General features: G+C 65.7%; 24 protein-coding genes. 10 read left to right on the forward strand and 14 right to left on the reverse strand.

Annotated elements, in window-relative coordinates; all coding sequences use genetic code 11:
* Positions 1-82: 82 nt before the first annotated feature.
* Positions 83-1,129, forward strand: coding sequence for an Rv2578c family radical SAM protein (locus VJV41_RS21815; protein ID WP_325337143.1), 1,047 nt, complete (start codon positions 83-85; stop codon positions 1,127-1,129).
* Here the strand turns inward: VJV41_RS21815 and VJV41_RS21820 are convergent.
* The gene (locus VJV41_RS21820) at positions 1,126-2,148 is read right to left on the reverse strand and encodes a hypothetical protein (RefSeq protein ID WP_325337145.1); all 1,023 of its coding nucleotides are present in this window, start codon (positions 2,146-2,148) and stop codon (positions 1,126-1,128) included. The two genes, VJV41_RS21815 and VJV41_RS21820, sit on opposite strands and share 4 nt — an antisense overlap.
* Positions 2,149-2,222: 74 nt before the next feature.
* On the opposite strand from VJV41_RS21820, the gene VJV41_RS21825 reads away from it, so the two are divergent.
* Entirely contained in the window at positions 2,223-2,855 is a 633-nt protein-coding gene (locus tag VJV41_RS21825; RefSeq protein WP_325337147.1) for a helix-turn-helix domain-containing protein, read from the forward strand.
* On the opposite strand, the gene VJV41_RS21830 is transcribed toward VJV41_RS21825, so the two are convergent.
* The 4 genes from VJV41_RS21830 to VJV41_RS21845 form a co-directional block, all read right to left on the reverse strand.
* A complete protein-coding gene (locus tag VJV41_RS21830) occupies positions 2,831-4,084 on the reverse strand; it encodes an acyl-CoA dehydrogenase family protein (RefSeq protein WP_325337149.1) in 1,254 nt (417 codons plus the stop codon). The genes VJV41_RS21825 and VJV41_RS21830 overlap by 25 nt on opposite strands.
* Entirely contained in the window at positions 4,081-5,217 is a 1,137-nt protein-coding gene (locus tag VJV41_RS21835) for an acyl-CoA dehydrogenase family protein (RefSeq protein ID WP_325337151.1), read from the reverse strand. The genes VJV41_RS21830 and VJV41_RS21835 overlap by 4 nt, the downstream gene beginning before the upstream one ends.
* An 81-nt stretch (positions 5,218-5,298) precedes the next feature.
* Positions 5,299-6,522: an amidohydrolase family protein gene (locus VJV41_RS21840; protein WP_325337153.1), complete on the reverse strand. Its 1,224-nt coding sequence runs from the start codon at positions 6,520-6,522 to the stop codon at positions 5,299-5,301.
* A gap of 111 nt (positions 6,523-6,633) precedes the next feature.
* Positions 6,634-7,263, reverse strand: coding sequence for a TetR/AcrR family transcriptional regulator (locus VJV41_RS21845; RefSeq protein WP_325337155.1), 630 nt, complete (start codon positions 7,261-7,263; stop codon positions 6,634-6,636).
* Positions 7,264-7,333: 70 nt separating this feature from the next.
* On the opposite strand from VJV41_RS21845, the gene VJV41_RS21850 reads away from it, so the two are divergent.
* Positions 7,334-8,218: an acyl-CoA thioesterase gene (locus VJV41_RS21850; RefSeq protein ID WP_325337157.1), complete on the forward strand. Its 885-nt coding sequence runs from the start codon at positions 7,334-7,336 to the stop codon at positions 8,216-8,218.
* Positions 8,219-8,290: 72 nt separating this feature from the next.
* Here the strand turns inward: VJV41_RS21850 and VJV41_RS21855 are convergent, their stop codons facing one another.
* Genes VJV41_RS21855 through ypfJ form a run of 6 tightly spaced genes read right to left on the reverse strand, consistent with a single transcriptional unit; the run spans position 8,291 to position 13,324 of the window.
* Positions 8,291-9,118, reverse strand: a complete 828-nt coding sequence (locus VJV41_RS21855; RefSeq protein WP_325337159.1) for a mycofactocin-coupled SDR family oxidoreductase — start codon at positions 9,116-9,118, stop codon at positions 8,291-8,293.
* A 39-nt stretch (positions 9,119-9,157) separates the two neighbouring features.
* Entirely contained in the window at positions 9,158-9,904 is a 747-nt protein-coding gene (locus tag VJV41_RS21860; protein WP_325337161.1) for an SDR family oxidoreductase, read from the reverse strand.
* 33 nt (positions 9,905-9,937) lie between these two features.
* Positions 9,938-10,471: a DinB family protein gene (locus VJV41_RS21865; RefSeq protein ID WP_325337163.1), complete on the reverse strand. Its 534-nt coding sequence runs from the start codon at positions 10,469-10,471 to the stop codon at positions 9,938-9,940.
* Positions 10,468-10,791 (reverse strand): MBL fold metallo-hydrolase, encoded by a 324-nt coding sequence (locus VJV41_RS21870; RefSeq protein WP_325337165.1) that lies wholly within the window; start codon positions 10,789-10,791, stop codon positions 10,468-10,470. Before VJV41_RS21870 ends, VJV41_RS21865 begins: the two co-directional genes overlap by 4 nt.
* 6 nt (positions 10,792-10,797) lie before the next feature.
* Positions 10,798-12,444: a DUF885 domain-containing protein gene (locus tag VJV41_RS21875; protein WP_325337167.1), complete on the reverse strand. Its 1,647-nt coding sequence runs from the start codon at positions 12,442-12,444 to the stop codon at positions 10,798-10,800.
* A complete protein-coding gene (gene ypfJ, locus VJV41_RS21880; protein ID WP_325337169.1) occupies positions 12,437-13,324 on the reverse strand; it encodes a KPN_02809 family neutral zinc metallopeptidase in 888 nt (295 codons plus the stop codon). Before ypfJ ends, VJV41_RS21875 begins: the two co-directional genes overlap by 8 nt.
* A gap of 72 nt (positions 13,325-13,396) precedes the next feature.
* On the opposite strand from ypfJ, the gene VJV41_RS21885 reads away from it, so the two are divergent.
* Together VJV41_RS21885 and VJV41_RS21890 are read left to right on the forward strand one after the other, a co-directional pair.
* Positions 13,397-14,968: a carboxylesterase/lipase family protein gene (locus tag VJV41_RS21885; protein WP_325337171.1), complete on the forward strand. Its 1,572-nt coding sequence runs from the start codon at positions 13,397-13,399 to the stop codon at positions 14,966-14,968.
* A gap of 7 nt (positions 14,969-14,975) precedes the next feature.
* The gene (locus VJV41_RS21890) at positions 14,976-16,529 is read left to right on the forward strand and encodes an alpha/beta hydrolase (RefSeq protein ID WP_325337173.1); all 1,554 of its coding nucleotides are present in this window, start codon (positions 14,976-14,978) and stop codon (positions 16,527-16,529) included.
* Here VJV41_RS21890 and VJV41_RS21895 read toward each other — a convergent pair.
* Positions 16,526-17,032, reverse strand: a complete 507-nt coding sequence (locus tag VJV41_RS21895) for an SRPBCC family protein (protein WP_325337175.1) — start codon at positions 17,030-17,032, stop codon at positions 16,526-16,528. The genes VJV41_RS21890 and VJV41_RS21895 overlap by 4 nt on opposite strands.
* Before the next feature lie 356 nt (positions 17,033-17,388).
* On the opposite strand from VJV41_RS21895, the gene aspS reads away from it, so the two are divergent.
* Together aspS and VJV41_RS21905 are read left to right on the forward strand one after the other, a co-directional pair.
* Positions 17,389-19,164, forward strand: a complete 1,776-nt coding sequence (aspS, locus tag VJV41_RS21900; protein ID WP_325337177.1) for an aspartate--tRNA ligase — start codon at positions 17,389-17,391, stop codon at positions 19,162-19,164.
* Positions 19,161-19,592 (forward strand): nitroreductase family deazaflavin-dependent oxidoreductase, encoded by a 432-nt coding sequence (locus VJV41_RS21905; RefSeq protein ID WP_325337179.1) that lies wholly within the window; start codon positions 19,161-19,163, stop codon positions 19,590-19,592. Before aspS ends, VJV41_RS21905 begins: the two co-directional genes overlap by 4 nt.
* Positions 19,593-19,769: 177 nt before the next feature.
* Here the strand turns inward: VJV41_RS21905 and VJV41_RS21910 are convergent, their stop codons facing one another.
* Complete coding sequence (locus tag VJV41_RS21910; protein WP_325337181.1) at positions 19,770-20,951, reverse strand: thiolase family protein; 1,182 nt, start codon at positions 20,949-20,951, stop codon at positions 19,770-19,772.
* Positions 20,952-21,047: 96 nt separating this feature from the next.
* On the opposite strand from VJV41_RS21910, the gene VJV41_RS21915 reads away from it, so the two are divergent.
* Both VJV41_RS21915 and VJV41_RS21920 read left to right on the forward strand, forming a co-directional pair.
* Positions 21,048-21,536: a helix-turn-helix domain-containing protein gene (locus VJV41_RS21915; RefSeq protein WP_325337183.1), complete on the forward strand. Its 489-nt coding sequence runs from the start codon at positions 21,048-21,050 to the stop codon at positions 21,534-21,536.
* 47 nt (positions 21,537-21,583) lie between these two features.
* Positions 21,584-22,039 carry a DUF1003 domain-containing protein gene (locus VJV41_RS21920; RefSeq protein ID WP_325337185.1) on the forward strand — a complete coding sequence of 152 codons (456 nt, stop codon included), beginning with the start codon at positions 21,584-21,586 and terminating at the stop codon, positions 22,037-22,039.
* Here VJV41_RS21920 and VJV41_RS21925 read toward each other — a convergent pair.
* Positions 22,021-23,424 carry a selenium-binding protein SBP56-related protein gene (locus tag VJV41_RS21925; RefSeq protein ID WP_325337187.1) on the reverse strand — a complete coding sequence of 468 codons (1,404 nt, stop codon included), beginning with the start codon at positions 23,422-23,424 and terminating at the stop codon, positions 22,021-22,023. The genes VJV41_RS21920 and VJV41_RS21925 overlap by 19 nt on opposite strands.
* Before the next feature lie 76 nt (positions 23,425-23,500).
* On the opposite strand from VJV41_RS21925, the gene VJV41_RS21930 reads away from it, so the two are divergent.
* Positions 23,501-24,406, forward strand: coding sequence for a DUF389 domain-containing protein (locus VJV41_RS21930; RefSeq protein WP_325337189.1), 906 nt, complete (start codon positions 23,501-23,503; stop codon positions 24,404-24,406).
* Positions 24,407-24,434: the final 28 nt, after the last annotated feature.

Here is a 24,434-nt window from a genome sequence, read left to right on the forward strand (position 1 = left end):
CCGAATATACGCATGCGAGTATCATAGAGACAAGCGGGTAATTACCTTGACATCACATCGAACAAGAGTTCGAATAGAATGTATGCGGTGGGATGGCCAGGGCGTCAGCGTGGACGACGGCGCCCTGCCTGGCCTGCAGCGCATCGGCTTCGTCCGCAGCGTGCGTACGCCGCAGTTCGAGGGCATCACCTTCCATGAAGTCCTGTGTAAGAGCGCCCTGAACAAGGTGCCCAACGCTCGGCCCAATGTCGCCGGCCGCCCGGCTCCGTCGATGCTCCCGTTCAATTACACGGTCAACGGGTACCGCGGCTGTTCACACGCTTGCCGGTATTGCTTCGCCCGGCCCACGCACGAGTACCTCGATATGGACTGCGGCACCGACTTCGACACCCAGGTCGTGGTCAAGACCAATGTCGCCGACGTCCTGCGGCGTGAGTTGCACCGGCCGTCGTGGCAGCGCGAAACCGTCGCGTTGGGTACCAACACCGATCCCTATCAACGGGCCGAGGGTCGCTACGCGCTGATGCCTGGCATCATCGGCGCCCTGGCCGATGCGGATACACCGTTTTCCATCCTCACCAAGGGCACGCTGCTGCGCCGCGACCTGCCGCTCATCACCGAGGCCGCCCGCCGGGTGGACGTCAGCGTCGCGGTATCACTGGCCGTCGGCGATCCTGAGCTGCACAAGGACGTCGAGCCCGGTACGCCGTCACCGCAGGCGCGGCTGGGCTTGATCTCTGCCATCCGCGAAGCAGGGCTGGGCTGTCACGTCATGGTGGCGCCGGTGCTGCCGCGGTTGACGGATTCCGTCGAGCATCTTGACGCACTGCTGCGCCAGATCGCCGAGGCCGGCGCGACGGGGGTGACGGTGTTCGGTCTGCATCTGCGCGGCTCGACGCGCGGATGGTTCATGGCCTGGTTGGCGAAATCGCATCCGGAGTTGGTGAAGGATTACCGCGAGTTGTACCGGCGCGGAGCCTATTTGCCGTCGGACTACAAGACGATGCTGCACGATCGGACGACGCCGCTGATCGCGAAATACGGGCTGGCGCCGGACCGCCGATCCTTCCGGGCGGCTGTGGCCCCGGCGGCACCGCCCGCCGAGGTCCTGCAGCCGACCTTGTTCTAGCCCTTGCTGAAACCGAGATCCGCGAACCGCGGCACTGTTTGGCCGCGGCGCGCCGCTTCTGCATCCAACCGCTTGCTCAGGCGGCGGCCCGCCGAGGCCAGGTAGATCATCCGGCGGAGCGGATTCTTCGGGACGATGAAGTCGTTGAGAGCGCGACGTGCCTCGAACTCGACTGAGCCGTCGCCGTTTACGTGACAGCCACCCACAAGCCCGATGTTCTCCTGGCTGTCGAAAACCTCGCCGTGGCCGTGGAACGTCAGGCTAGCCGCGCCGGGCAGCACGTCGACACCTGCCGGCGGGCGCACGCGGAAACCGGTCTCCGTCGGTTCAGCGTCGCGTACCCGCAGCGGTAGCGGCCATCCGTCGGTTGTCACGGTGGTGAGCACCGGCATGCCGAGCCGATCAAGGGCGCCGCGAGTACGCCGGTTCCAGTCGACGGGTGTCGTGTTCTTCCACGACCCTGCGCCGCGGCCGGCCGGAGCCGGGTCCGACGGCGGAGCAGTCAATGCGGTTGTGGGCAGCCACGTCTGAGGTGCGCAATCGAGATCGCCATTGGGCCACCACAACACGCGCACCGGCGTGACCTCGATCCAGATGCGCGACCAGTAGAACGCCATACCCCGCAGCATCGCGGTGGGCATGGCGGCGTACATCTGCGGGAAGCGCGCGTTCGAAACTTCCAGATACCGTGCGGAGTTGGCCCGCAGATCGGCGTCGCGCACAGTCGCCAGCCCCTGCACGACGAAGGTGCCCGGACTCTGGAGACCCGAGCCGCGCGGCAGGGAGAACGACAGCGTGACCTTCGGGTTGCGCCGAGCCCGTTCAGCCTTCAGGGGATACGTCAGTCCCGTCGAAACGTCGATCGTGTGCTCGCCGAGGTACGGCGTCACAGGCCAGGTCACCGGGGATCCCGTGCGGTCTAGTGACGCGTACTCGGTGGTGACGAACGCGCCGGCCTGGTCGCGGATGGTGCACCAATCCAGATCGGCCTGGATTGGAGCGTCGGGAACAGCGGTCATCGGGACCTCCGGGTGTAGGTTGGATAGAGTGAGCTATATTGATTAGAGCGGACTATATGGAAAGTGGGCGCGACGTGTCAAGAGATTCAGACGGGCGTCGCAAGTACGACAGCACCCGGCGCCAGGCTGATGCCGAGGCGAGGCACCGGCGCATCGTCGACGAGGCTAGGAAGCTGTTCTTGGAGAATGGTTTTGTCGCGACCTCGATCGGTCAGATCGCCGACGCCGCAGGCGTATCGCCGCAGACGATTTACGCCACGTTCGGCTCGAAGGCGGGCGTGTTGGGTCGAGCCATTGACGTTGCGGTCGTCGGTGACTACGCCGATGTGCCGATTTTCGACCGGTTCCCCGGATTGAAGACCGAGGCCGACCTGACCGCCTACGCGGGCTTTCTACGCAACATCAATGAACGAGTGGCTCCGCTGATTCGAGTAATGGAGCAGGCCGCTGGGGCCGATCCCTCGCTTGGTGAGCTGCGTGCGACGCTCATTGACCGCCTTCGAGACGACTGTCGGCGATGGATCGCCGAGCTCGGCCCGAAAGCTCTGCGCAAAGGGCTGACCATGCAGGAGGCGGCCGACGCGATGGCGGTCATCGGGTCGCCGTACGTGTATTCGTTTTTCACCGTCGACGCGGGCTGGTCACCGCAACAGTACGAGCGGTGGATCGCCCACGCGCTGCCTCAGCTCTTGTTGCGCTTGACCTGATTGAACGGCACACCACGGTCGGCGGCGTACTCGCGCGGGAGGCCAAGAACGCGTTCGCCGATGATGTTCTTTGCGATCTCGGTGGTACCGCCGCCGAGTGCAGCGGCTTGCCGCGACAGGTATCGCTCGCCATGGCGGATGAGGTCATCGTCGACGTCGACCACGCCCGAACTACCAGTGAGCGCCAGCACGGTATCGAACTCCAGGTGATGGGTTTCGGCGTGTGTGACACGAATGATCGACCCGGCCGCCGGCGGCAGCGAGCCGTCGAGGACACCGTGATACACGTGGTCGATGAGCTGCTCACGTACGGCCCGGTGCACCAGTGCCCGGCCAGCCCTTTCGCGGGCGCGTTCGTTGTCGGCCTGGCCGGTTTGCTCCAGCAGGGCGACGTAGTCGATGGGCACATCGGACTTACCCTCGGCGCCAACGCCACTCGCGAACTCCGACCCGCCGCCGACGGCACGCCGCTCGTGGTAGAGCTGCCGGGATGCGACGTGCCAGCCGCCGTTGACCTCGCCGACGACCGCGTAGTCACCGAGCTCGAGATTGTCGAAGAACTCTTCGCAGAATTCGACCGATCCGTTGACCTGCTTGATGCGACGCAGTGTGATGCCTGGGCTGTTGATGGGCACCAGGAACATCGTCAGGCCCTCGTGTTTGGGCACATCCCAGTCGGTGCGGGCCAGCATCAGCCCGTAGTCGGCGGCGAACGCGCTGGTGCTCCACGTCTTTGCGCCGTTGATCACCCACTTGTCGCCAACACGGTCTGCACGGGTGATGACGCCTGCGAGATCCGACCCACCGCTGGGCTCCGAGAGCAGCTGGACAAGTACCTCATCACCGCGCAGTACGCCCGAAATATGTTGATGCTTCTGCTCTTCAGACCCGGTGTCGAGGATGGTCGCCGCGCAGATGGTGAAGGTCGGCGTGTTCAGGATGACCGGCAGCTCGTAGCACCGGGATTCGTTGTTGAACGCCTTCTGGTAGGCGATGGGAAGTCCAAGGCCGCCGTACTCTTTCGGGAAGCAGATGCCCGCGAAACCGCCCTCGTAGAGCTTCTTTTGGAGCTCACGGGCACGCAGCCACGGTTCCTCTTCGCCCCGGTCGTGTTCGGGCGGGTTGTTCGGATCGATCGGTGGCAGGTTGTCCGCCAGCCACGCGCGGGCGCGCGCGGCGAACTCCTCGACCGATTCCGTCTGTGTCGGCGCTGATGCCGTCTCGGTCATGAGGCGGGCTCCAGCACCTTGGTGAGGTCATAGACGCGCAGGTTGTGGTCTTCGGGCGTGCCGAACATCGAGCGGTACAACGTGACTCGCCGCAGGTACAGGTGTAGGTCGTGCTCCCACGTGACACCGATACCGCCGTGCAACTGCACACAGTCCTGCAGCATGCCCGGGGCGTGTTCGCCCACATAGGATTTCGCGACGCTGACGGCCATGTCGGCGCCGGGCGAGCGGGCGGCGACCTCCGCCACCGCAGCGTTCGTCGTTGCGCGGCACGCCTCGAACCAGATCTTCAGGTCGGCGTACTTGTGTTTGAGTGCCTGATACGACGCCAGCGGGCGGCCGAAGGAATGCCGGTCGAGTCCCCACTGGATGGTGAAGGCCAGCACCGCGTCGAGAATGCCGACCACCTCCGCGCACTGCAGCACCTGCGCGATCTGGCTCTGTCGTGCGATCAGCGACGGCGTCTGCTCTGCAGATCCGACAGCTGCTGACGCGTCGACCTCGACACCGTCGAAATGTACACGCGCATAGCTCTTCACCATGTCGATCGAGCGTTGCGGCTCCACATGGACACCGGGCGCGTCTGTCGGCACCAGGAACTGGCGCACCGCACCGTCGCATCGGGTGACGACCAGCAGAACTCTGCTCTCGGCGCCCGCCTCGACGCGATCCTTCACGCCGTCGATGCGGTAACCCGACGCTGTCGGCGTCGCGGTGACAGCCGCGTCCAAGGGTGACCACGGCTTGCCCGGCTCATAGACCGCCCAGGACGCCACGACTTCACCCGAGACCAGGGATTCGATTGTCGCCTCGTGGTTTTCGGGCACCTCGACCAGTCCAGCCAGGACGGTGGTGACCGGGTGCAGCGGTCCGGGCGCGACGGTCCTGCCTGCCAGCTCGGCGACCAACGCGAGGTCGGCCACCCCGTTGCCCGAGACGCTGCCGCCGCCTAGTTCTTCCGGCACCAGCAAGCTCGTCCAGCCAAGCTCTGCGGCACGGTGCCACCAGGCCGTCTCGAAGGAAATGCCGGCCGCGTGAAGTTCACGCAGCCGGTCCAGCGACGCTTCCTTTTCGAGGAACGACTGTGTCGTCGAGGCGAACAGCAGTCGTTCGGGACTTGCGGCTTCGGTCACGGCGCGCAGCTCGCTTTCAATGTGATGCGAACGTCGTGCCAACGAGTCGACACGCACGTTCGCGACGATGAGCCCTTACTGTCAGGCGAGGACGAGTTCCGGCACATCGGGATTGTGGACGATCTCGTTGGGCACCTTGAACAGGTCGATCATGTTGCCTCCCATGACCTTCCGCTGGCCCTGCTCATCGAGTCCCTGCAGGTCGTCGATCAGTTTGGTCGGCTCCGCCAGCCCCTCTGGATGTGGCCAGTCGGAACCGAAGATCACTCGGTCGACGCCGAGCAAGCCGGCCATCTTGGCGAAGTCGTCCTCCCAGAACGGGGCAACGTAGACACCTCGCCTGAAGGCGTCGATCGGGTTCTCAGGGAACTCCTGCGGCATCTTCTTGTAGACGCCCTCGAACTGCTTGAACAGGTAGGGCACCCAATCCGCGCCGTTCTCGATCGACAGGATGCGCAGATCCGGGTTGCGGGTCAACGCGCCGTGGCAGACCAGCGCCGCCATCGAGTCCTCGATGGACCGCTTGCCCATCGACACCATGCGAAAAGCGGTCGGCTTGAACGGCAGGTACTCGTCGGCGGGCTCCCAATCGTTGAGGTACTCGGCGTAGCCGGAGTCCGAAGCGTGCATCGACACCGGAATGCCCGCGTTGACGCAGGCCTGCCAGAACGGATCGAACTCTGGCAGACCGAACGAACGGCTGCCGCGCATGCCGGGCACCGGTGCCGGCCGGACTAGCACTGTCTTCGCGCCGCGCTCCAAACACCACTCGAGCTCTTCGAGGGCGCGGTCGACGATGGGCAGCGTGATCACCGGCGTGGAGAAGATCCGATTCTCATAGTTGAACTGCCACGTCTCGTACATCCACTCGTTGAGCGCGTGGATGACGTCGTGAATCAGCTCGGGGTCGTCCTTCATGCGCTCCTCGACCAGGCTGGCCAGGGTCGGGAACATCAACGAGTAATCCAGGCCGAGCGAGTCCATGACCTCCAGCCGCGCGGCGGGTTCCCGGAATGCGGGGATCGCCTTGATGGGCTTGCCCATCACTTCGCGGAAGCTCTTGCCGCCGCTGCCGTGCCGGAAGTACTCCTCCTGGGCACCCGGACGGGCGACGACCTCGAAGGTGGGGTTCGGTATGTAGTCGCTGACCTGGTTGCGCACCATGATCTTGGTGCGGCCCCGGACCTCGATGTAGTCGATGACGTTCTTGCGGTGGTCCGGAAGGAACTTGGTCAGCGCCTCTTTGGGCTCGTAAAAGTGGTTATCGGCGTCGAACACCGGATAGGGAAGCTGGCGTGCCGGCATATTCGCCTCCTGGAAGCCGCATTGCCTGATGGTGGTAATGACATTACCATTTCTGGACCAGCGAAAACACCACTCCATGAGAAGGTCTTTCTCACGCCGGTATCGCGCAGGTCAGACGGGTTGGTCGGGCCGGATCAGCGCGCTGACGCAGAAGTCGTAGATGTGGTCGGCGTTGACAGGGACGCCGTTCAGTTCGGCGCCAAGAACCTGTAGCCGCATGGCGCCAAGTGCCGATTGCATGATCAGGGCGGCGCTGGCGTCGACGTCGAGGCCGGCGCGAAACGAACCGTCGGCGATGCCGCGGTTGATGATGTCTTTGATGAGGTCATGCACGGGGGAAAGCACCCGGGCGTACTCCCGAGGCAGGGTCTCGGCCAGGTGGTCGTTGTAGTAAGTGAGGCCGCGGTTGACCTTGTCCTGGGTGGTCGATTCGGCGGGCATGCAGATGCGGTCGATGAGCACGCGCAGGGCCGCGACGGGCGGCAGCCCCTCGGTGTCCTCTCGCCACTTGCGGGTCGACTCGGACATGATCTTGTCGATCAGCGCCAGCAGCAACTCGTCCTTGGTGGAGAAGTGCTGGTAAAAGGACCGCAGCGAGGTCTTGGACCGCTCCACCACCTCGAGCACCGTGAAATCAGTACGACCGGTTTCACCGAGAATCGCCAGCGCCGACTTCATGAAGCGTCTCTCGCGGGTTTCGGTGTCGACGCGGGCAGCTGAGTCTGATGTCGCCTTCTCCATGGAAACCTCCGGTCGTCGATCCGGTAATGACGTTACCGGTTTTGCAGAGGCTCGGTTACTGTTCCGTCCCATGACGACAGACTCAGCGCAGACGCCGTGGACCGTTCAGGGACTGCTCGACCTGTTCGACGTGCTGCCCGACGGAGAGAACCGATTCATCGCCGAGATCGGTATCGCCGCCGAGGACGAGCGGCAGGTGGTGGAGGGGACGCAGGTGGTGGCGCAGGCGATCGTCGCAGTGGCCAAACGGTTTCCGGACAAGTCGGTCCGCTCGGTACACGCGGTGTTCGCCCGGGCGGTCATGGTGAGCGCGGGTCCCGTCGAGTTGGAGATCGACGTCGTCGCCGAAGGCCGCTCAACGGCCACCGCCGTCGTCGCGGCGAAGCAGAACGGCAAGCGCTGCATCACGATGACGGTGCTCGCGGATATCCCGACGGGAGATGTTATCCGTCATCACCTGCCGCGCCCGCAGGTCGCATCGCCTGCGGACGCGAATGTCTCGGAGATGCCGATGAGCGGGCGCGAACTGCGCCTGGTCGACGTTGTCGACGTCAACAGCCCCGACGAGGTCGGGCCGCCTGAGATCTACGCCTGGCTGCGCTACGACCGGATCCCGAGTCGTGACGACCTCGCTAAGGCTCTGATCGCCTATTTCACTGGGCACCTGGGGATTTCGACGACGATGCGCGCGCACGAAGGTATCGGCACCGCCCAGTCTCACGTGACGGTGGCGACCGCCCCGATGACGATCACGGTGAGCTTTCACGAGCCGGTCGCCTGGGACGGCTGGCTGCTCTACAGCCACGAGAGCACCCAGGTCGGTGCAGGCATGTCCTACGTGCGCGGGACCGTGCACACCGAAGACGGCGAGCTGATCGCCTCGTTCTCGCAGGACGCGTTGATCCGTCCGTTCCGTGAAAGCGAGACCAAGATCAAGTCCCAGTCGCGGCTCTAGCCGTCTCCGCCGAACGTTCCTTACCACTCGAGATTTTGCGGCTTTTTCGAGCGGTACGGAACGTTCGCGGCTCTAGATCTTGAGATAGCCCTTGTCCGCGGGGATTTGGGCCGCGGTCACCAATGACGACGCGTCGCCGGCCAGCCACACGACGATGTCGGAGATCAAGTCGGGGTCGGCCAGTGAATCGGTCGGCAGCGCACCGGGCGAGTAGCTGTGGATGTAGTTCGGGTGGTCCTGGAACACCTTGTACATCGATAGGTCATTGCCCATCGGGGTATCGGTGCCGTACGGATGCACGGAGTTGACGCGGATACCGAACTCGCCGAGCTCGACCGCAAGCGAGTTCGTCAGCCCGACGACCCCGAACTTGCTGGCGCAGTAGTGCCCGCAGCCGGGTACGGCCTTGATGCCCGCCGCCGAGCTGATCGTGATGATCGACCCGCCGTTGCCGGCCTCGATCATCGGCGGCACGACGACCTTGATGGTGTTCCACAAACCGGTGAGGTTGATGTCGATGACGTCCTGCCACTGCTGTGCCGAAATCTCCCACAGCCGGCCCCAATTCAGCACGCCGGCGTTGGCCACGACGATGTCGAGTCGCCCGAACGTTTCGATCGCATCGGCCACCACCCGCTGCTGGCCCGCGGCGTCTCGTACGTCGACGTGGTCGGCGAGAATCTTGCGACCCTCACTTTCGACGAGGCTCACCGTCTCGGCAAGGTCCTCGGGACTGGCTGGCGGATAGCCGTTGTGCTCGGCGACGGGACCGCTGGCGTCGATCGCGACGACGTCGGCACCGGCACGCGCCAACCGGATGCAATGCGAACGGCCTTGCCCGCGTGCGGCTCCCGTCACGTAGGCGACCTTGCCCGCCAACGGGGCATCGGGATTCGTCATGCCGGTATCTCCTTCGGTATCGGACGTCCCTTGCAGCGACTATTCGGCGCCCGCAGCCAGCCAGTCATCGAAGGTCGTTGGGGCGATGCGAGCGTTCTCCCCGGGGAGCAAGACGTTTCCGGCCATCGTCTCGCCGAAGATGCCCGACCACGTCGGGACAAGCTTCACCTTGCGGCCACGAGCCTCGTTGGTGCGCCGTGCCATATCGACGAGGTCCTGCGTCTCGGGTCCGGCCACGTCCGGGTAGCGACCCTGCGGCGCGCCCGTCGCGACCTCGGCCAGGATGGCGGCGATGTCGTCCGGCGCGATCGGCTGGACGAGCAGTGGCGCGATGGTGGCGACGCCGTCTTCCTCGCTCCAGGTGGTGACCATCGCCGCGAAGTCGTGGAATTGGGTGGCCGGCACGATCGTCCACGGCACTTCGGCCTCGGTGACCAGGCGTTCCTGTTCGCGCTTGCCCGAGTAATGGGCGTTGCCCTCGATCTCGCGGATGCCGACGATCGATAACAAAACGTGGTGGCGCACACCTGCCCGTTGCTCGGCGGAGAGCAGGTTTCGTGTGGTGGTGCCGAAGTACGTTGTCGTTTGGTCACGGTCGGTGGGCGGTGCACTGACGGCATCGACGACTGCTTCGACCCCGGTGAGCGCCTCGTCCAAGCCCTCACCCGTCATCAGGTCCACGCCGAGTGAGCGGCTGATTCGGACTACGTCGTGACCGTTGCGTTGGAGGGCTGTGACGGTGCGGGCGCCAATGTTGCCCGTTGCTCCTGCGACCGCGACGCGCATGGGGTGGCTCCTATCGCTGTGGCTCCGATTACGCTACTCCGACGGCTCGACGTCGTAGGCGTGATGGACGATGTCGTGCAGGTGGTAGATCGCGATTGTCGCGATGGTGAATTCGCTTCCGTTGCTGCGTAAGCCGCGCCGTGACCATGCGTCGGACGGAACGTTCGTGTAGGTGTCGGCCACCACGCTCGCGGCGTCGAACAACTCGGTGGCAACGGTGGCCGGGTGCTGGGAGGCGTAGTCGTCGGCGATCGCGGTCTCGTCCTGGTCCCAGTTGGGGAACCGCGGCTCGTCCTGGTCGAGCATCATCCGGACGCGGTGATTGAAGATACGGTGCACGTCGCGAACATGGCAGCCGTATTCCAGTGTGGACCACACGGTGGGTTGGGGTCGTGTGCGGACGCCGGCCTCACCAAGTCGGCGAACCCAGTCGGTGGCGTCGTCGCGGATCCGATCGGCGACGTCGGTGTGGTGCACGGACGCCGCATCGAAGCCGCACTCCGGGCACGGCCGGGACAACACCCATGTCCAGTCCTTGGTGTCCGGCTCGATGGGCTCAGGAGTCACGGCATCAGTGTCGCAGCCACCTCGCGAATCCGAGCACGGGCTTGCGAAGAAATCGGCTCGCCGTGGCCGAAGCACGCGGTCTCGACGCCCCGGTCGCCAAGCCGCTGTAACGACGCCACCGTCTGTGCCCGGTCCTGGTTGAAGGTGCCGAGCATGACGGTCCCGACGTTGGCGATCGTGTCACCCGTGAACAGCACGCCGTGGCGCGGCAGATGGACCGCGATGCTGCCCTCGGTGTGGCCGGGAACCGACAAGACCTCCGCGCCGCCGCCGAAGTCGAGCACATCGCCGTCGCGCAGTTCGCGGTCCGCGGCAGCCAAAGCCGATCAGCTACCGGCGAAATCGCCCGCGAGGGCCTTGCACAGCACGTCGAGTGGAAGCCCACCGAGATCCAATGAAAGACTGTGGAATTCCGTCAGCGACAGCCCTCGACCTACCGCATCGTCGCGCAGCTGCTGCCAGATCCGCTGCCCGATCGCGTACGACGGGGCCTGGCCGGGCCAGCCGAGGTATCGGTCCAGCTCGAACCGCAGGTGTTCCTCGGTCATCGCGCTGTGCGACTGCAGAAACACCCACGCACGTTCCGCGTCCCATTCGCCGCCGTCCGGCGCGGTGAGGCCGCAGTGCACGCCGATGTCGATGACCACCCTCGCGGCCCGGAAGCGTTGGGCGTCAAGCATTCCCATGCGGTTGCCGGCGTCGTCGAGCCAGCCGAGTTCGGCCATCAGGCGTTCGGAGTACAGTGCCCAACCCTCGCCGTGCCCCGATACCCAGCAACCCAGCCGCCGCCACCGGTTCAGCCGGTCGGCGTTGACGACTGCCCTGCCGATCTGCAGATGATGCCCTGGCACCCCTTCGTGGAACACCGTCGTCGTTTCCTGCCAGGTGCGGAACGTGTCGACACCCGGCGGGACCGACCACCACATCCGCCCGGGGCGCGACAGGTCCTCGGACGGTCCCGTGTAGTAGATGCCGCCGGTGTGCGTCGGAGCGATCCGGCACTCCAGCCGCCGCAATGGCACAGGAATGTCGAAATGCGTGTCGGCAAGCGAATCGACGGCTCGGTCGGACAGATCCTGCATCCACGCCTGCAGTGCATCGGTCCCGTGCACCAAGTAGCGCGGCTCGTCGTCCAGCCTCAGCAGGCTTTCGCTGACACCTGTCCCGGGGTACAGCCGCTGAGCAATCGATTCCTGTTCGGTGACAATGCTTTCCAGCTGTGCTAGGCCCCACTGGTAAGTCTCGTCCAGGTCGACGGTCGTGCCCAGGAATTCACGTGACAGCAGGCGGTAGGCGTCGCGCCCGCATGCGTCCTCACGCCGCGCGCGCGGGGCCATCTCGTCGCGCAACACGCTCGACAGTTCTCGGTAGGCATCGGCGGCGGCCGCGGCGTGCCGCTGCAGTTCGTCGTGCAGCGCCGCGTTGCCGGGCGCCGCGTCTGCGACCATATCGACAAACAGCTGCTGGATCTGGCCGGTCTGCGCGATGCCGCGGGCGACCTGACGAGAGGGCGGCGCGTGCCCGGCCGCGACCCTTGCACGCAAGGCGCGGGCATAGCCTGCGGCGCGGTCGGGCAGCTTCGACATCCTGCGCCCGATCACCGCCCAGTCCTCATCGGTGTCGGTGGGCATCAGATCGAACACATCACGCATCGACTGCAGCGGAGACGCGATCACGTTGAGCTCACCCACGCCCAGTCCGGCGTCGTGCATTTCGATCTGCAGACCCAGCCGCTCGCGCATCGCGGCGATCGTCACCCGGTCGACGTCGTCAACCGGGGCCGTGCGCTCGAGCTCGCTCAGTGTGGTCCGTGCCGCTTCGACGCGGGCCGCCACACCGTCGGGGGAGTAGTCGGTGATCTCGTCGTCGTGGCCGAGTATGCCCATTTCGGTTGCAGCGCAAGGGTCTAGCGCAGCGAACACATCGAGGTAGCGTTCGGCGACGGCGTCTATGGCCGTGGGCGGCCTACCCAAGGTCGTTCGTTGAGAAGGTGTCGCATTTGTTCGGATCACCGGTCTGGTAGCCGACGGTGAACCACTTCTGCCGCTCCGCGGACGATCCGTGGGTCCAGGACTCGGGATTGACCCTGCCGGTCGCCTGCTTCTGGATGCGATCGTCGCCCACCGACGACGCCGCTGAAAGTGCGTCGGCAATGTCCTTGTCACTCAACGGCTCCAGGAATGGCACGCCGGTGCTTTCCTGTTTGGTGATCGACGCGTAATGCGCCCACACACCGGCGTAGCAGTCCGCCTGAAGCTCCGTGCGCACACCGTTGCCCTCGGCGCCCTGCGCTCCCTGCTGAGCACGGCCCAAGTCGCCCTTCAGATCTTGCACGTGGTGGCCATACTCATGGGCGACGACGTACTCCTGTGCCAACGGCCCACCACTGGAACCGAATTGGTCGACGAGCACCTGGAAGAAGTCGGTATCGAAGTAGGCGGTCTGGTCGACCGGGCAGTAGAACGGGCCCACCGAGGTGTCCGCTGGCCCGCAGCCGGTTTGAACTTGGCCGTGAAACAGAGTGGTATGCGGCGGGGTGTAACCAGGCAGTAGCTGGTTCCAGACGCCGTCCACCGAGTTCGTCGTTGCGACAACCCGGCATTCCACATACTTGTTGGCGTCAGCGCCGGTCTTGCAGTGGCTTAGGTCGTATCCGGGCGCTTCGATGCCTCCGGCGCCGACCTGCTGTTGCTCTGGTACCACTGAGCTCGGGTCGACGCCAAGGAAAAGCGCGATTACCACGATCACCAACCCGCCGAGCCCGCCACCGATGGCGATCCCTCGACCAGGCCCGCGGCCACCGCCCGTCGAGATGTTGCTCGTGTCGATCTGCATACCCTCGTTGAAGGTCATTGCACCGCTCCGTCGGTCGCCACACCCTGTTCGGACACAGGTGAGTCCAGCTTCGCACACTACGATTTAGGCGTGGCAGTCCTCGTCGGACATTCGACCGTCGTGCACACCAGCCTGGGGGATCTCCGCGGCGCAACCGAAGGCGGCGTCGGGGTGTGGCGCGGCGTTGCGTATGCCGAACAGCCCGTGGCAGAACGCCGGTTCCTCGCGCCGGCCCCAGCCGAGCCGTGGAGCGGTGTGCGCGATGCCCTCGAACATGGACCGCTGCCTCCGCAGGGCAAATCGTTCGTCGGCGGGGGCCGCGACGATCCGAAGATTCGTGACGAGGCCTGCCTGACGCTGACGGTGTGGTCGCCCGACACCAGCGGCTCGCTGCCGGTGATGGTGTGGATACCGGGTGGGGCGTTCGTCTACGGCGCCGGACAGTTCCAGCTGTACAACGGCTCGCGGCTGGCGGCCAACGGAAACGTGGTGGTGGTCAACGTCACCTACCGGATCGGGGTATTCGGCGGATTCGAACTGTCCGACCTCGGCGACGGCTTCGACGACAACCTCGCGCTGCGCGATCAGATCGCGGCCCTGCGCTGGGTCCGGGACAACATCGCCGCATTCGGGGGCGACCCGGACCGGGTGACGGTGTTCGGCGAGTCGGCCGGTGCGACTTCGGTGCTCGCGTTGTTGGCCTGTCCCGCCGCCGACGGCTTGTTCAGTCGCGCGATCGCGCAGAGTCCCGCGCTGCCGCTGATCGCCGACCGCGAGGTGCGGGCCAAGCGCGCCCACGAGTTCCTGCACCGGCTGGGCGTGGGCGCGGACGAGGTCAAGGCGCTGCCGCAGCGGGAACTGCGCCGCGCCGCAGGCCGGCAACAGCTCAAGAGCGCCTCGATGACGCCGACGCTCGCCTACGGGCTCACCTACGGCGTCGACCTGCTGCCGAGCCACCCCGTGGACGCCGCCCGCGAGGGCAAGCTGAGCCGGGTGCCACTGATCATCGGCACGAACAGCCACGAGGCGTCGATGTTCGCGTGGACCAAGCCACCGATGCTGCCGACCACGCCTGCGTCCATCGACGCCTACTTCGACCGTGTAGCCCCCGACGCCAGGGAGCGGGTGCTGGCCGCGTATCCGGATTACCCGCGGCGCAGGGCGCTGGTCGCGTTCGGATCCGACGTGATGTTCGGCGGTCCGGCGTGGGCATTCGCCGACGCGTACAGCGCGCACGCCCCTACGCACATGTACCGGTTCGACCACTTCGGCTGGAGTCTGCGGATGCTCGGGCTGGGCGCCACCCACGGCAGCGAGATCGTGCACATCCAACACAGCTACGCGTCGTTCATCGGGCGAAAGCTGCATCCGCTCGGGCGGCGACTGCAGCCGTCCGTCGGCAGGCGTATGCAGCGGGCGTGGCTGGACTTCGCGGCCAAGGGCTGGGATGCGGCGCATGAGCGCTTGCGCGAAGACCAGAAGGCGGCGGATGAGCGCTTGCGCGAAGACCAGAAAGCGGCGCAAATCCATTGGTCCAGTGGCCACGATTGGCCCATGTACGACACCGAAGACCGGTTCACCCGCATCATCCAGTCCGCCCGCGACACGGTGGTCTCCGATCCTGACGCCGAGCGCCGCAAGGCGTGGGCCGGCCTGTACTGAGGCCGCAGTGAGTCTTGCTCGTCGCCTGATCGGCCTGGTCGGCGTGGTGGTGCTGGCAGGATGCGGCCAGGGCGGACCGGCAGGTGGGTCGTCGACCACGACCAGCGTCCTTCCGCGGCCGGCGGCGCCTGCCGCTTCGTACGCGAAAGCCCCGTGCCCCAACCCGATGTACACCGGCCTGCCGCAGCTCGACCTTGGGCCCGGAGTCGAGTGCGGCTATCTCAGCGTGCCCCAGAATCGCGCGGATCCGAACAGCAGGAAGATCAAGCTCGTCGTCGTCACCCGCAAGACGATATCGCCGGACCCCAAGCCCGATCCTGTGCTCTATCTCGCCGGCGGCCCCGGTGGCACACCATTGGTCCACAACTTCGACAACTGGCAACTCGACCGCGATCTGATTCTGCTCGGCCAGCGCGGCACGATGAAGGACGACCCGTTCCTGGGATGTCCCGAGGTCGACCAATTCCTTGTCAAGGCAGTCGGAATCGGCGCGCAGGACCCTGCATACTCCCAGCAGAGCGCGGCGGCGGTGCGTGCGTGCCGCGACCGGATCGCGAAGGACGTCATCGACGTCGCGGCCTACAACACCACCGAAAGCGTCGCCGACGTTGCCGACCTGCGCACCGCGATGGGCATCGACCAATGGAACATCTACGCGCTGTCCTACGGCACCGACCTTGCGCTGCAACTGCTGCGTGACCGTCCAGAGGGCATCCGTTCGGTGGTGCTGGATTCCGTACTGCCGCCGCCGGCCAACATCGTCGAATCGGGTTGGGACTGGGCGGCGCAGAGTTTTGCGGCGATCTTCGACGCGTGCGCGGCGGACTCGGCCTGCGGCGAGGCCTTTCCCGACGCGCACGCGGAATTCACTCGCATGGTGGGCGAGCTGTCGGCCAACCCCATACGCGTCACCGTGGATGCCGGCGGCTCACCCACCGACGTCGTCATCGACGGGTACAAACTCGCCAGCGGCGTGGTCGTGGCCGCCGCTCAGACACCGCGGCAGCTGGCCCGCATTCCGGCCATGATTCACAAGCTGGCCACCGGCGATCCGACCGATGTGGCCCAGGCGCTCGCGGCGGCCACGCCGCCCAACATCCTCAGTCACGGGGTGATGTACAGCGTGTTGTGCCGCGAATCGGTGGCGCGTACCAGTCCCGAGAAGGTGCTTGCCGCCGGTAAGCAGGCGCTACCGGATTTTCCCGACGCAGTCTTGAAGCTGCCCGCGCAGGTGCCGACGCTGTTCAGCGACTGCGAGCAGTGGTCGGTGCCCGCGTCGCCGTCGCTTGTCTTCGAGCCGGCCCGCAGCGACGTACCGGCCTTGCTCGTCAGCGGCAGTTTCGATTCCGCGACGCCGCCGCCACTGGCCGAGGAAGCCGCCAAGACCCTGCCCAACGCACGGCATTACGTCTTCCCGGGCACCGGTCACGAAGTCGCGCTGAACACACCCGAGGCCGCCGATTGCTTTTTCTCGGTGATGCGAGCCTTCCTCGGCAATCCGGCCGAATATAACGCTGATTGTGTTGCGACGCTTACCGTTCCACCGTTTCAGACCGGCTAGCCGGCGTTAGCGAAACGCTTCTCGGTATAGCTGCGCAGGTTGTAGAGGAATCGCTGGAACATCCACGACATCACGGGCCGACCGAGCGACATTCCCAGTCGCGCGGCAACACCTTTCGGCTTCATCGCCATCACCCAGGTCAGGTTGCAACCGGACGCCGTCGGCACAATGCGGTAGTCCTCTGCGAAGGCCGCGATGCTGCCGGTCGAGGCTTGGTTGAACCGAAAAGCCATGTGGCTGTGTGGTTCCCAAGCCAAGAACTCTTCATCTCCGACGATGCCACCGCGCATGTCGACGGTGCGCGTGGTGCCGACGCCGTGTGGTTGCGGGCTGGTCCACGTCACGTTCGTGATGACCGTGGCCCATTGGGGCCAGGACTCGGCGTCGTCGAGCACCTCGAATACCTGCTCGGGTGTGATCGACAGGTCGACCCTGCTGACGAACCGGAAGGGTGCGTTGTCGATGAAGTCGAGATCGACGCGCTCACATGCGTGCATGGCCATACACAGTAGAGGACGGTGTCTAGCCGGGCCGGTCGCTTGCCGCGTCGGGCAATGGCACCACTACATCGCTGATCGGGGTCGCCGGCCCGTGGGCCGTGGCCCACACGTTCGACCTGTTCGACGCCGTTCTGCAGCGCGCACACCACGGTGCGCTCGTCACAAAGCCGCGCGAGCATCCGCCGGCAGCCTTCCGAAGGGAAAGTGGCCCGCGGATCGTCAACATCTGGTGACGGCCTCAAAAGGTCACACGGTTGCGCCGAGGAGCACGGCACTTCCGCACCCGAGCGCCGAACCGGCGCCGATCGCGCCCCTCTACACTTGGCAATCGTCCTTCTGGCCTTTCACGAGGAGTTTTTGTGCTGCGCAGTCATGCCGCCGGTTCGTTGCGGACCACCGATGCCGGGCAGAAGGTGACGCTGGCCGGCTGGGTGGCGCGTCGCCGCGACCACGGCGGCGTCATCTTCATCGACCTGCGCGACGCGTCGGGGGTAACGCAGGTGGTGTTCCGCGAGGGCGATGTGCTGGCACAGGCGCACCGGTTGCGTGCGGAGTTCTGCGTTGCCGTCGACGGCGTCGTCGAGATCCGGCCCGAAGGCAACGCCAACCCGGAAATCCCCACGGGTGAGATCGAGGTGAACGCGACGTCGCTGACCGTGCTCGGGGAGAGCGCACCGTTGCCGTTCCAGCTCGACGAGCCCGCCGGAGAAGAGGCCCGGCTGAAGTATCGCTACCTCGATCTCCGCCGCGATGGACCGGGCGGCGCAATCCGGTTGCGCTCCAAGGCGAATGCGGCCGCCCGCGAGGTGCTGGCCCGGCACGACTTCGTCGAAATCGAGACGCCGACGATGACCCGGTCGACGCCCGAGGGTGCCCGCGACTTCCTGGTCCCCGCACGCCTGCAGCCGGGGTCGTTCTACGCGCTACCGCAGAGTCCGCAGCTGTTCAAGCAGTTGCTGATGGTGGCCGGGATGGAGCGGTACTACCAGATCGCTCGCTGCTACCGCGACGAGGACTTCCGCGCCGACCGGCAGCCGGAGTTCACCCAGCTCGACATGGAGATGAGCTTTGTGGACTCCGAGGACGTGATCACGATCTCCGAGGAGATCATCGCGGCGCTGTGGCGGTTGATCGGCTACGAGGTGCCGTTGCCGTTGCCGCGGATCACCTACGCCGACGCGATGCGGCTGTATGGCTCGGACAAGCCCGATCTGCGGTTCGGGAACGAGCTCGTCGAATGCACCGATTTCTTCAAGGACACACCGTTCCGTGTCTTCCAGGCGCCGTATGTCGGCGCCGTCGTCATGCCGGGCGGGGCATCGCAGCCGCGCCGCACGCTGGACGCCTGGCAGGAATTCGCCAAGCAGCGCGGTCATCGAGGGCTTGCGTACGTGCTGGTGGCGGAGGACGGGACGTTGAGCGGACCGGTCGCCAAGAACCTGTCGGACGCCGACCGCGACGGCCTGGCCGCACAGGTCGGCGCGTCGCCGGGTGACTGCGTCTTTTTCTCTGCGGGCCCGCCCAAGTCGTCGCGCGCTCTGCTGGGCGCGGTGCGCATCGAAATCGCCAAGCGGCTGGACCTGATCGACCCCGACGCGTGGGCGTTCACCTGGGTGGTGGACCCGCCGCTGTTCGAGCCAGCCGACGAGGCCACCGCGCACGGCGACGTCGCTGTGGGGTCGGGCGCGTGGACGGCGGTGCATCACGCGTTCACCGCGCCCAAGCCGGAGTTCGAGGACAGCATCGACTCCGACACGGGAAGTGTGCTCGCCGACGCCTACGACGTGGTGTGCAACGGCAACGAGATCGGCGGCGGTTCGATCCGTATCCATAGCCGCGACGTTCAGGAAAAGGTGTTCGCGGTGATGGGCATCGACAAGGCCGAGGCCGAGGAGAAGTTCGGATTCCTGTTGGAAGCGTTCACCTTTGGTGCACCGCCGCACGGCGGCATCGCGTTCGGGTGGGACCGGATCAACTCGCTGCTGTCGGGCATGGACTCGATCCGTGAGGTCATCGCGTTCCCGAAGTCCGGCGGCGGCGTCGACCCGCTGACCGGTGCGCCCGCGCCGATCACGCCGCAGCAGCGTAAGGAATCGGGAATAGACGCCAAGCCTGCGAAGCTTGAAGGGGCATGACGCAAGCACCCGATCCCGAGGGCATGAGGACGTTCAACGCCAAGATCGCCGAGGAGTTCCGCGCGAACGACGGCAAGGTCGGCGGCCCGTTCGAGGGGGCGACTCTTCTGCTGCTGACGACGACGGGCGCCAAATCGGGTCAGCCGCGGCTGGCGCCGCTGGCATACCTGACGATCGACGGCAAGATGATCATCATCGGATCCAAGGCGGGTGCCGACACGAATCCCGACTGGGTGCACAACCTGCGGGCCAATCCGCGTGCACACATCGAAGTCGGAACCGATGCGTACGACGTCGTCGCCCACGAGCTGCCGCGCGAGGAGCGCGACGAAATGTATCCGAAGGTCGTGGCGCTCGCGCCGGGCTTCGGTGACTACCAGGCCAAGACCAGCCGCGTCATCCCGCTGTTCGAGCTGCAGAAGGCCTAGCGCGAACGAGAAGCCAAGGTCGTGAGCCAGACAAACCGAGGTGTGCTTTTCCGGAGCGTCATCAAATGACGACGGCCGCGGAAGCGTGTGCTGTTGGTGCCGCCACACTCTCGAAATTGCACTCAGGGTCGTGAAAGGCGCCGGATCACGACCCTGAGTGCAATCGGGAGGCGAGTTTTACAACCGCTCGATGATCGTGGCGTTGGCCATGCCGCCGCCCTCACACATCGTCTGCAACCCGTAGCGGCCGCCGCGCTGTTCTAGCGCGTTGACCAACGTCGTCATGATGCGCGCACCGCTGGCACCGAGCGGGTGGCCGATCGCGATGGCGCCGCCGTTGACATTGGTCTTCGCGAGGTCGGCGCCGACATCGTGCGCCCATGCCAGCACCACCGGCGCGAACGCCTCATTCACCTCGAACAGGTCGATGTCGGCCAGCGTCAATCCGGCCCGCTGCAAGACCTTTTCGGTCGCGGGGATGACACCCGTCAGCATGTACAACGGGTCCGAGCCGACGACCGTCATCGAGTGGATCCGGGCCAGCGGTCGCAGCCCGAGCCGCTTGGCCACCTCGCTGGTGGTGATCAGCACCCCGGCGCTGCCGTCCGACAGCGGCGAAGAGTTGCCCGGCGTGATCTCCCAATTGATCTGCGGGAAGCGGCTCTCGTAGGCCGGGTTGTAAAACGCCGGCTTGAGTCCGGCCAGAGTCTCGACCGTCGTGCCCGGACGGATGATCTCGTCGGTGGTCAACCCGTTGACCGGGACCAGCTCGTTGTCGAAGCGGCCCTCTTTGGTTGCGGCCGCGGCCTTTTCATGGCTGCCCGCGGAAAACTCATCGAGTTGATGTCGCGAGAAGCCCCACTTCGCCGCGATCAGCTCGGCGCTGATGCCTTGCGGCACAAGGCCGTCGGGATAGCGCTGGGCCATCGCGCCGAACGGGTCGCTGCCTGGCAGCACGCTCGAGCCCATCGGCACGCGCGACATGGACTCCACGCCCGCGGCGACGACGATGTCGTACGCGCCGGCGATCACGCCCTGCGCGGCGAAGTGGATCGCCTGCTGGCTGCTACCACACTGGCGGTCAACGGTCGTGCCGGGCACGCTTTCGGGGAGCCCGGCGGCCAGCGCCGCGTTGCGTGCGATGTTGACGGCCTGATCGCCGACCTGGGTGACGGCCCCGGCGATGACGTCGTCGATCTGTACGGGGTCGATGCCGGTCCTTGCGACAAGTTCGCGCAGGCTGTGCGCGAGCAGGTCCACGGGCAGAACGTAATGCAGCGCGCCGCTGGCCTTGCCCTTTCCGATCGGGGTGCGTACTGCCCCGACGATGACCGCGTCCCGGCCTGCATATCCGGCCATTTCTGCCTCCTGATGACTCGACGCTGAGTAATGCTCTCTATATCCAGCTATAACACCTAGGTATAGTGAGGACAACCCAGAGAAAGAGTGACTTCGATGACAGTGCTGGAGGGGAGACTCGCCGACCGGGATGCCTGGTCGGCGGTGGGCGAGTGCCCGATCGAGAAGACGATGGCGCTACTCGGAACGAAGTCGGCGATGCTGATCATGCGAGAGGCCTACTACGGCACCACCCGGTTCGAGGACTTCTGGCGGCGCGTCGGGATCACCAAGGCCGCGGCGGCGGCGCGTCTGAGTGAACTCGTGGATGCGGGGCTTCTCCAGCGCCGCCCCTATAAGGAACCCGGGCAGCGCAGCCGCGACGAGTATGTGCTCACCGATGCGGGCCTGGACTTCATGCCAGTGGTGTGGGCGATGTTCGAGTGGGGCCGGCGCCACCTGCCCTATAACGGACGGCTCCGGCTTGCCCATGGCGGCGACTGCGGTGCGCAGGCCACCGTCGAGATCCGCTGTGAGCGGGGCCATGAAGTGCCCCCCGACGAGCTCGCGGTACAGCTGGTGAGAAGCCGACCCGAAGCAAATTGACAGCTGAAGGAAACCGGACGGCAGTGCGCCCGCGGCTACGGTGAGCCATGGCAAATACCGAAGCACATCCGGCGCAGCACGGGTTCGTCCCGCCCAAGCTGCCTAAGCCGATCAATCCGGCGCTCGCCAAGCACGCCGAAGTGCGTGCCGCAAACATCCAGAACCGGATAGCCGACGTAATCACGCGGTTCGCGGGCTCGATGGCATTCGTCTACTTCCACATCCTCTGGTTCGCGGTGTGGATCATCTTCGGCATCGAGGGCTATCCGTTCGGCCTGCTGACGATGGTCGTGTCGCTTGAAGCGATCTTCCTGTCCACCTTCGTGATGATCAGCCAGAACCGCGCGGACTTTAAGCGCCAAGCCGCGGCGGATCTGCAGTGGAAGATGGTCCAGGAAGAAGATCAGCAGAACAAGCAACTGATCGAGTTGTCGAACCAGATCCTCGAACTGACGAAGGCGATTCACGCCCACACGAAAAGCGCTCAGTCGGCGAAGCAATAGGAATCGCTGGACGCGTCGCCACCCTGCAGCCGGGTCTGGTGCACCCGCAGTCCGCGGAAGTCGTCGCCGTGCGGGAAGAAGCCCGGGTTGGCTACAAGCCCGCCATCGGGCGAGGCGTCCAGCTGAGCCATCCATGCGCCCACACCGTCGGGATAGAAGACCTCGTCCCATGCCGCATACAGCGAGTTGGTGGCGTACACGCGGCGGCCGTCGCGGCTGATCTCCACCATCTGCGGACCGCCGGCGAGCGGCAGATCCGGTGCGGACGGATGCGGCTCCCGCCGCACGATCCCGCCAAGTCGAACCGACGCCGTTTCACGCGGATGCATCGGGTTGCTGACGTCGAATTGCTTGAGTTCACCTGTGCCCCAGCAGGATACATACAACCAGCGGTCGTCGACCGATAGATCGATGTCGGACACCAGCGGCGGTACCGCGCCGAACGGCTGTAATGCCGGCGGCAGGTCGTCGGCCTCGGCGGGCTCAGCAGGGATGGTGATCACCTTGTCGACCGCCCACTGATCACCGTCCCGATGCCACAGCCACACCGATGCGGACAGGTCTTCGGCGCTGATCACCACCCCGGCAAAGCCCCACGCCTTGGTCGGATCGTGGGCCGGACGCAATTCGAGCACCATCTGGTGCGCATCGCCGAGATCCACTCGCTGGGTCAGCCTGCCCTCGGACATACTCCAGAAGTTCAAGTGATGGCCGAACTTTCGGCCCAGCAGATCCTCGGGATTCAGGCCGTTCTCGATCATCGACGGCGTGGCCCACTCCGACGTGATCACCGTGTCCTGGCGCAGGTGCCACCACACGTCGTAGGCCAACCGTTGCTCGCCGCGGTCGCGCTCCCACGGACCGATCACTTCGAACGTGTCGTGGTCGAGCAGCGCCACACCGCCGGGACCGTCGTCCCCGTTGGGGCCGCCCAACGCCGACATGAAGATGCCGCCCGGGCCGCAGTGCACCGTGTGCGGGCGCGAGTATCCGGCCTTGGCGGCCAGTTCATCGGCCGCAATCGTGTGCGCCACCACCGGGTTTCGTGGATCCGGCTTGGTGTCGAGCACATAGGTGTTCGACGATCGGATACCCGGCACGACGAGGTAGCGTCGTTCGATCGCATGGCTGTCGTGGCCCTCGTGGCACAGCGCGCTCGAGCATGCATTCCAGCCGAAGTGGTGAAGTTCGTTTCCGGCCGTCGGCAATTCAGACCAGCCGACCACGCCGCCGCGGGCCGATGAGTTCGGGTCGCAATCGACCACGGCGATGGCGTCTTTGCGCTGACCGGTTGGGTCATACGCGGCGACGTAGGCGAGTTGCTCGGGAGCTGCCGCGACGGCAGCGCCCGGGCTGCGGTAAAAGGTGGGATCTGTCGCAGGCATGTCTGTAGATGATCCTCTGACGCGGGCGCAATTAATCGTGGTTCGACAGGAACGCCGCCGCCGATAGGGTTCAGCCGTGCTGCATTTGCGGTTGATCGTGCCGACAGAACCGCGCGAGCCGGTCATCGACCTGCTGACACAGAATCCGGGCGTCACGCATCTGGTGTTCCACCGCGACGCCGCTCTGGATCCCCGCGGCGACGAGATCACCGCCGACATCGCCAGAGAGTCCGCCAACGACGTTGTCGACGGGCTCAAAGCGCTCGGCGTCAAGGAGCGGGGGGCCATCACGCTGGACGTGATCGACACGGTCTTGTCGACCCGCGCGTATCGGGCCGAGGAGAAGGCCGTCGGCGACCCCGCCGACGCGGTGGTCTGGGATGAGCTGGCCGCACGCACACGCGAAGAGTCCACGCTCAACGTCACCTACCTGACGTTCTTGTGCCTGGCATGCTTGATCGCCGCGGTCGGCGTGGTGACCGATTCGCCTGTGACTGTGGTCGGGGCGATGGTCGTGGGCCCCGAATTCGGCCCGCTGGCGGCATTGGCCGTGGCCCTGGTGCGGCGGCGGAGGTATCTGGCCCGCCGCGCGGCGATCGCGCTGGTGGTCGGTTTCCCGGTGGCGATGCTCGTCACAGGTCTCGGTGTGCTGGCCGGGGAGGGGATCGGGTGGATCGAGGTGACCAACATCCGCGAGCTGAGCGAGGTCGACTTCATCTTCCAGGTGGGGCCCTTGTCGTTCGTCGTGGCCCTGTTCGCCGGTGCTGCCGGGATGCTGTCGCTGGTGTCGGCCAAATCGGCTGCGCTGGTAGGCGTATTCATCTCGGTGACGACGGTGCCCGCGGCGGGCTTCGCCGTCGTCGCGGCGACGGTCGGCGACTGGGACGTCGCCGCCAAGTCGGCGGCTCAGCTCTTGGTCAACCTCACCGGCATCGCGATGGCCGGCGTCCTGGTGTTGTGGGCGCGGCGGCTGGCCGACTGACGCAATGCGAGCGCAATACGGTTGTGGT

Origin of the sequence: Mycobacterium sp., assembly GCF_035274705.1 — a bacterium.
Lineage (GTDB): Bacteria > Actinomycetota > Actinomycetes > Mycobacteriales > Mycobacteriaceae > Mycobacterium.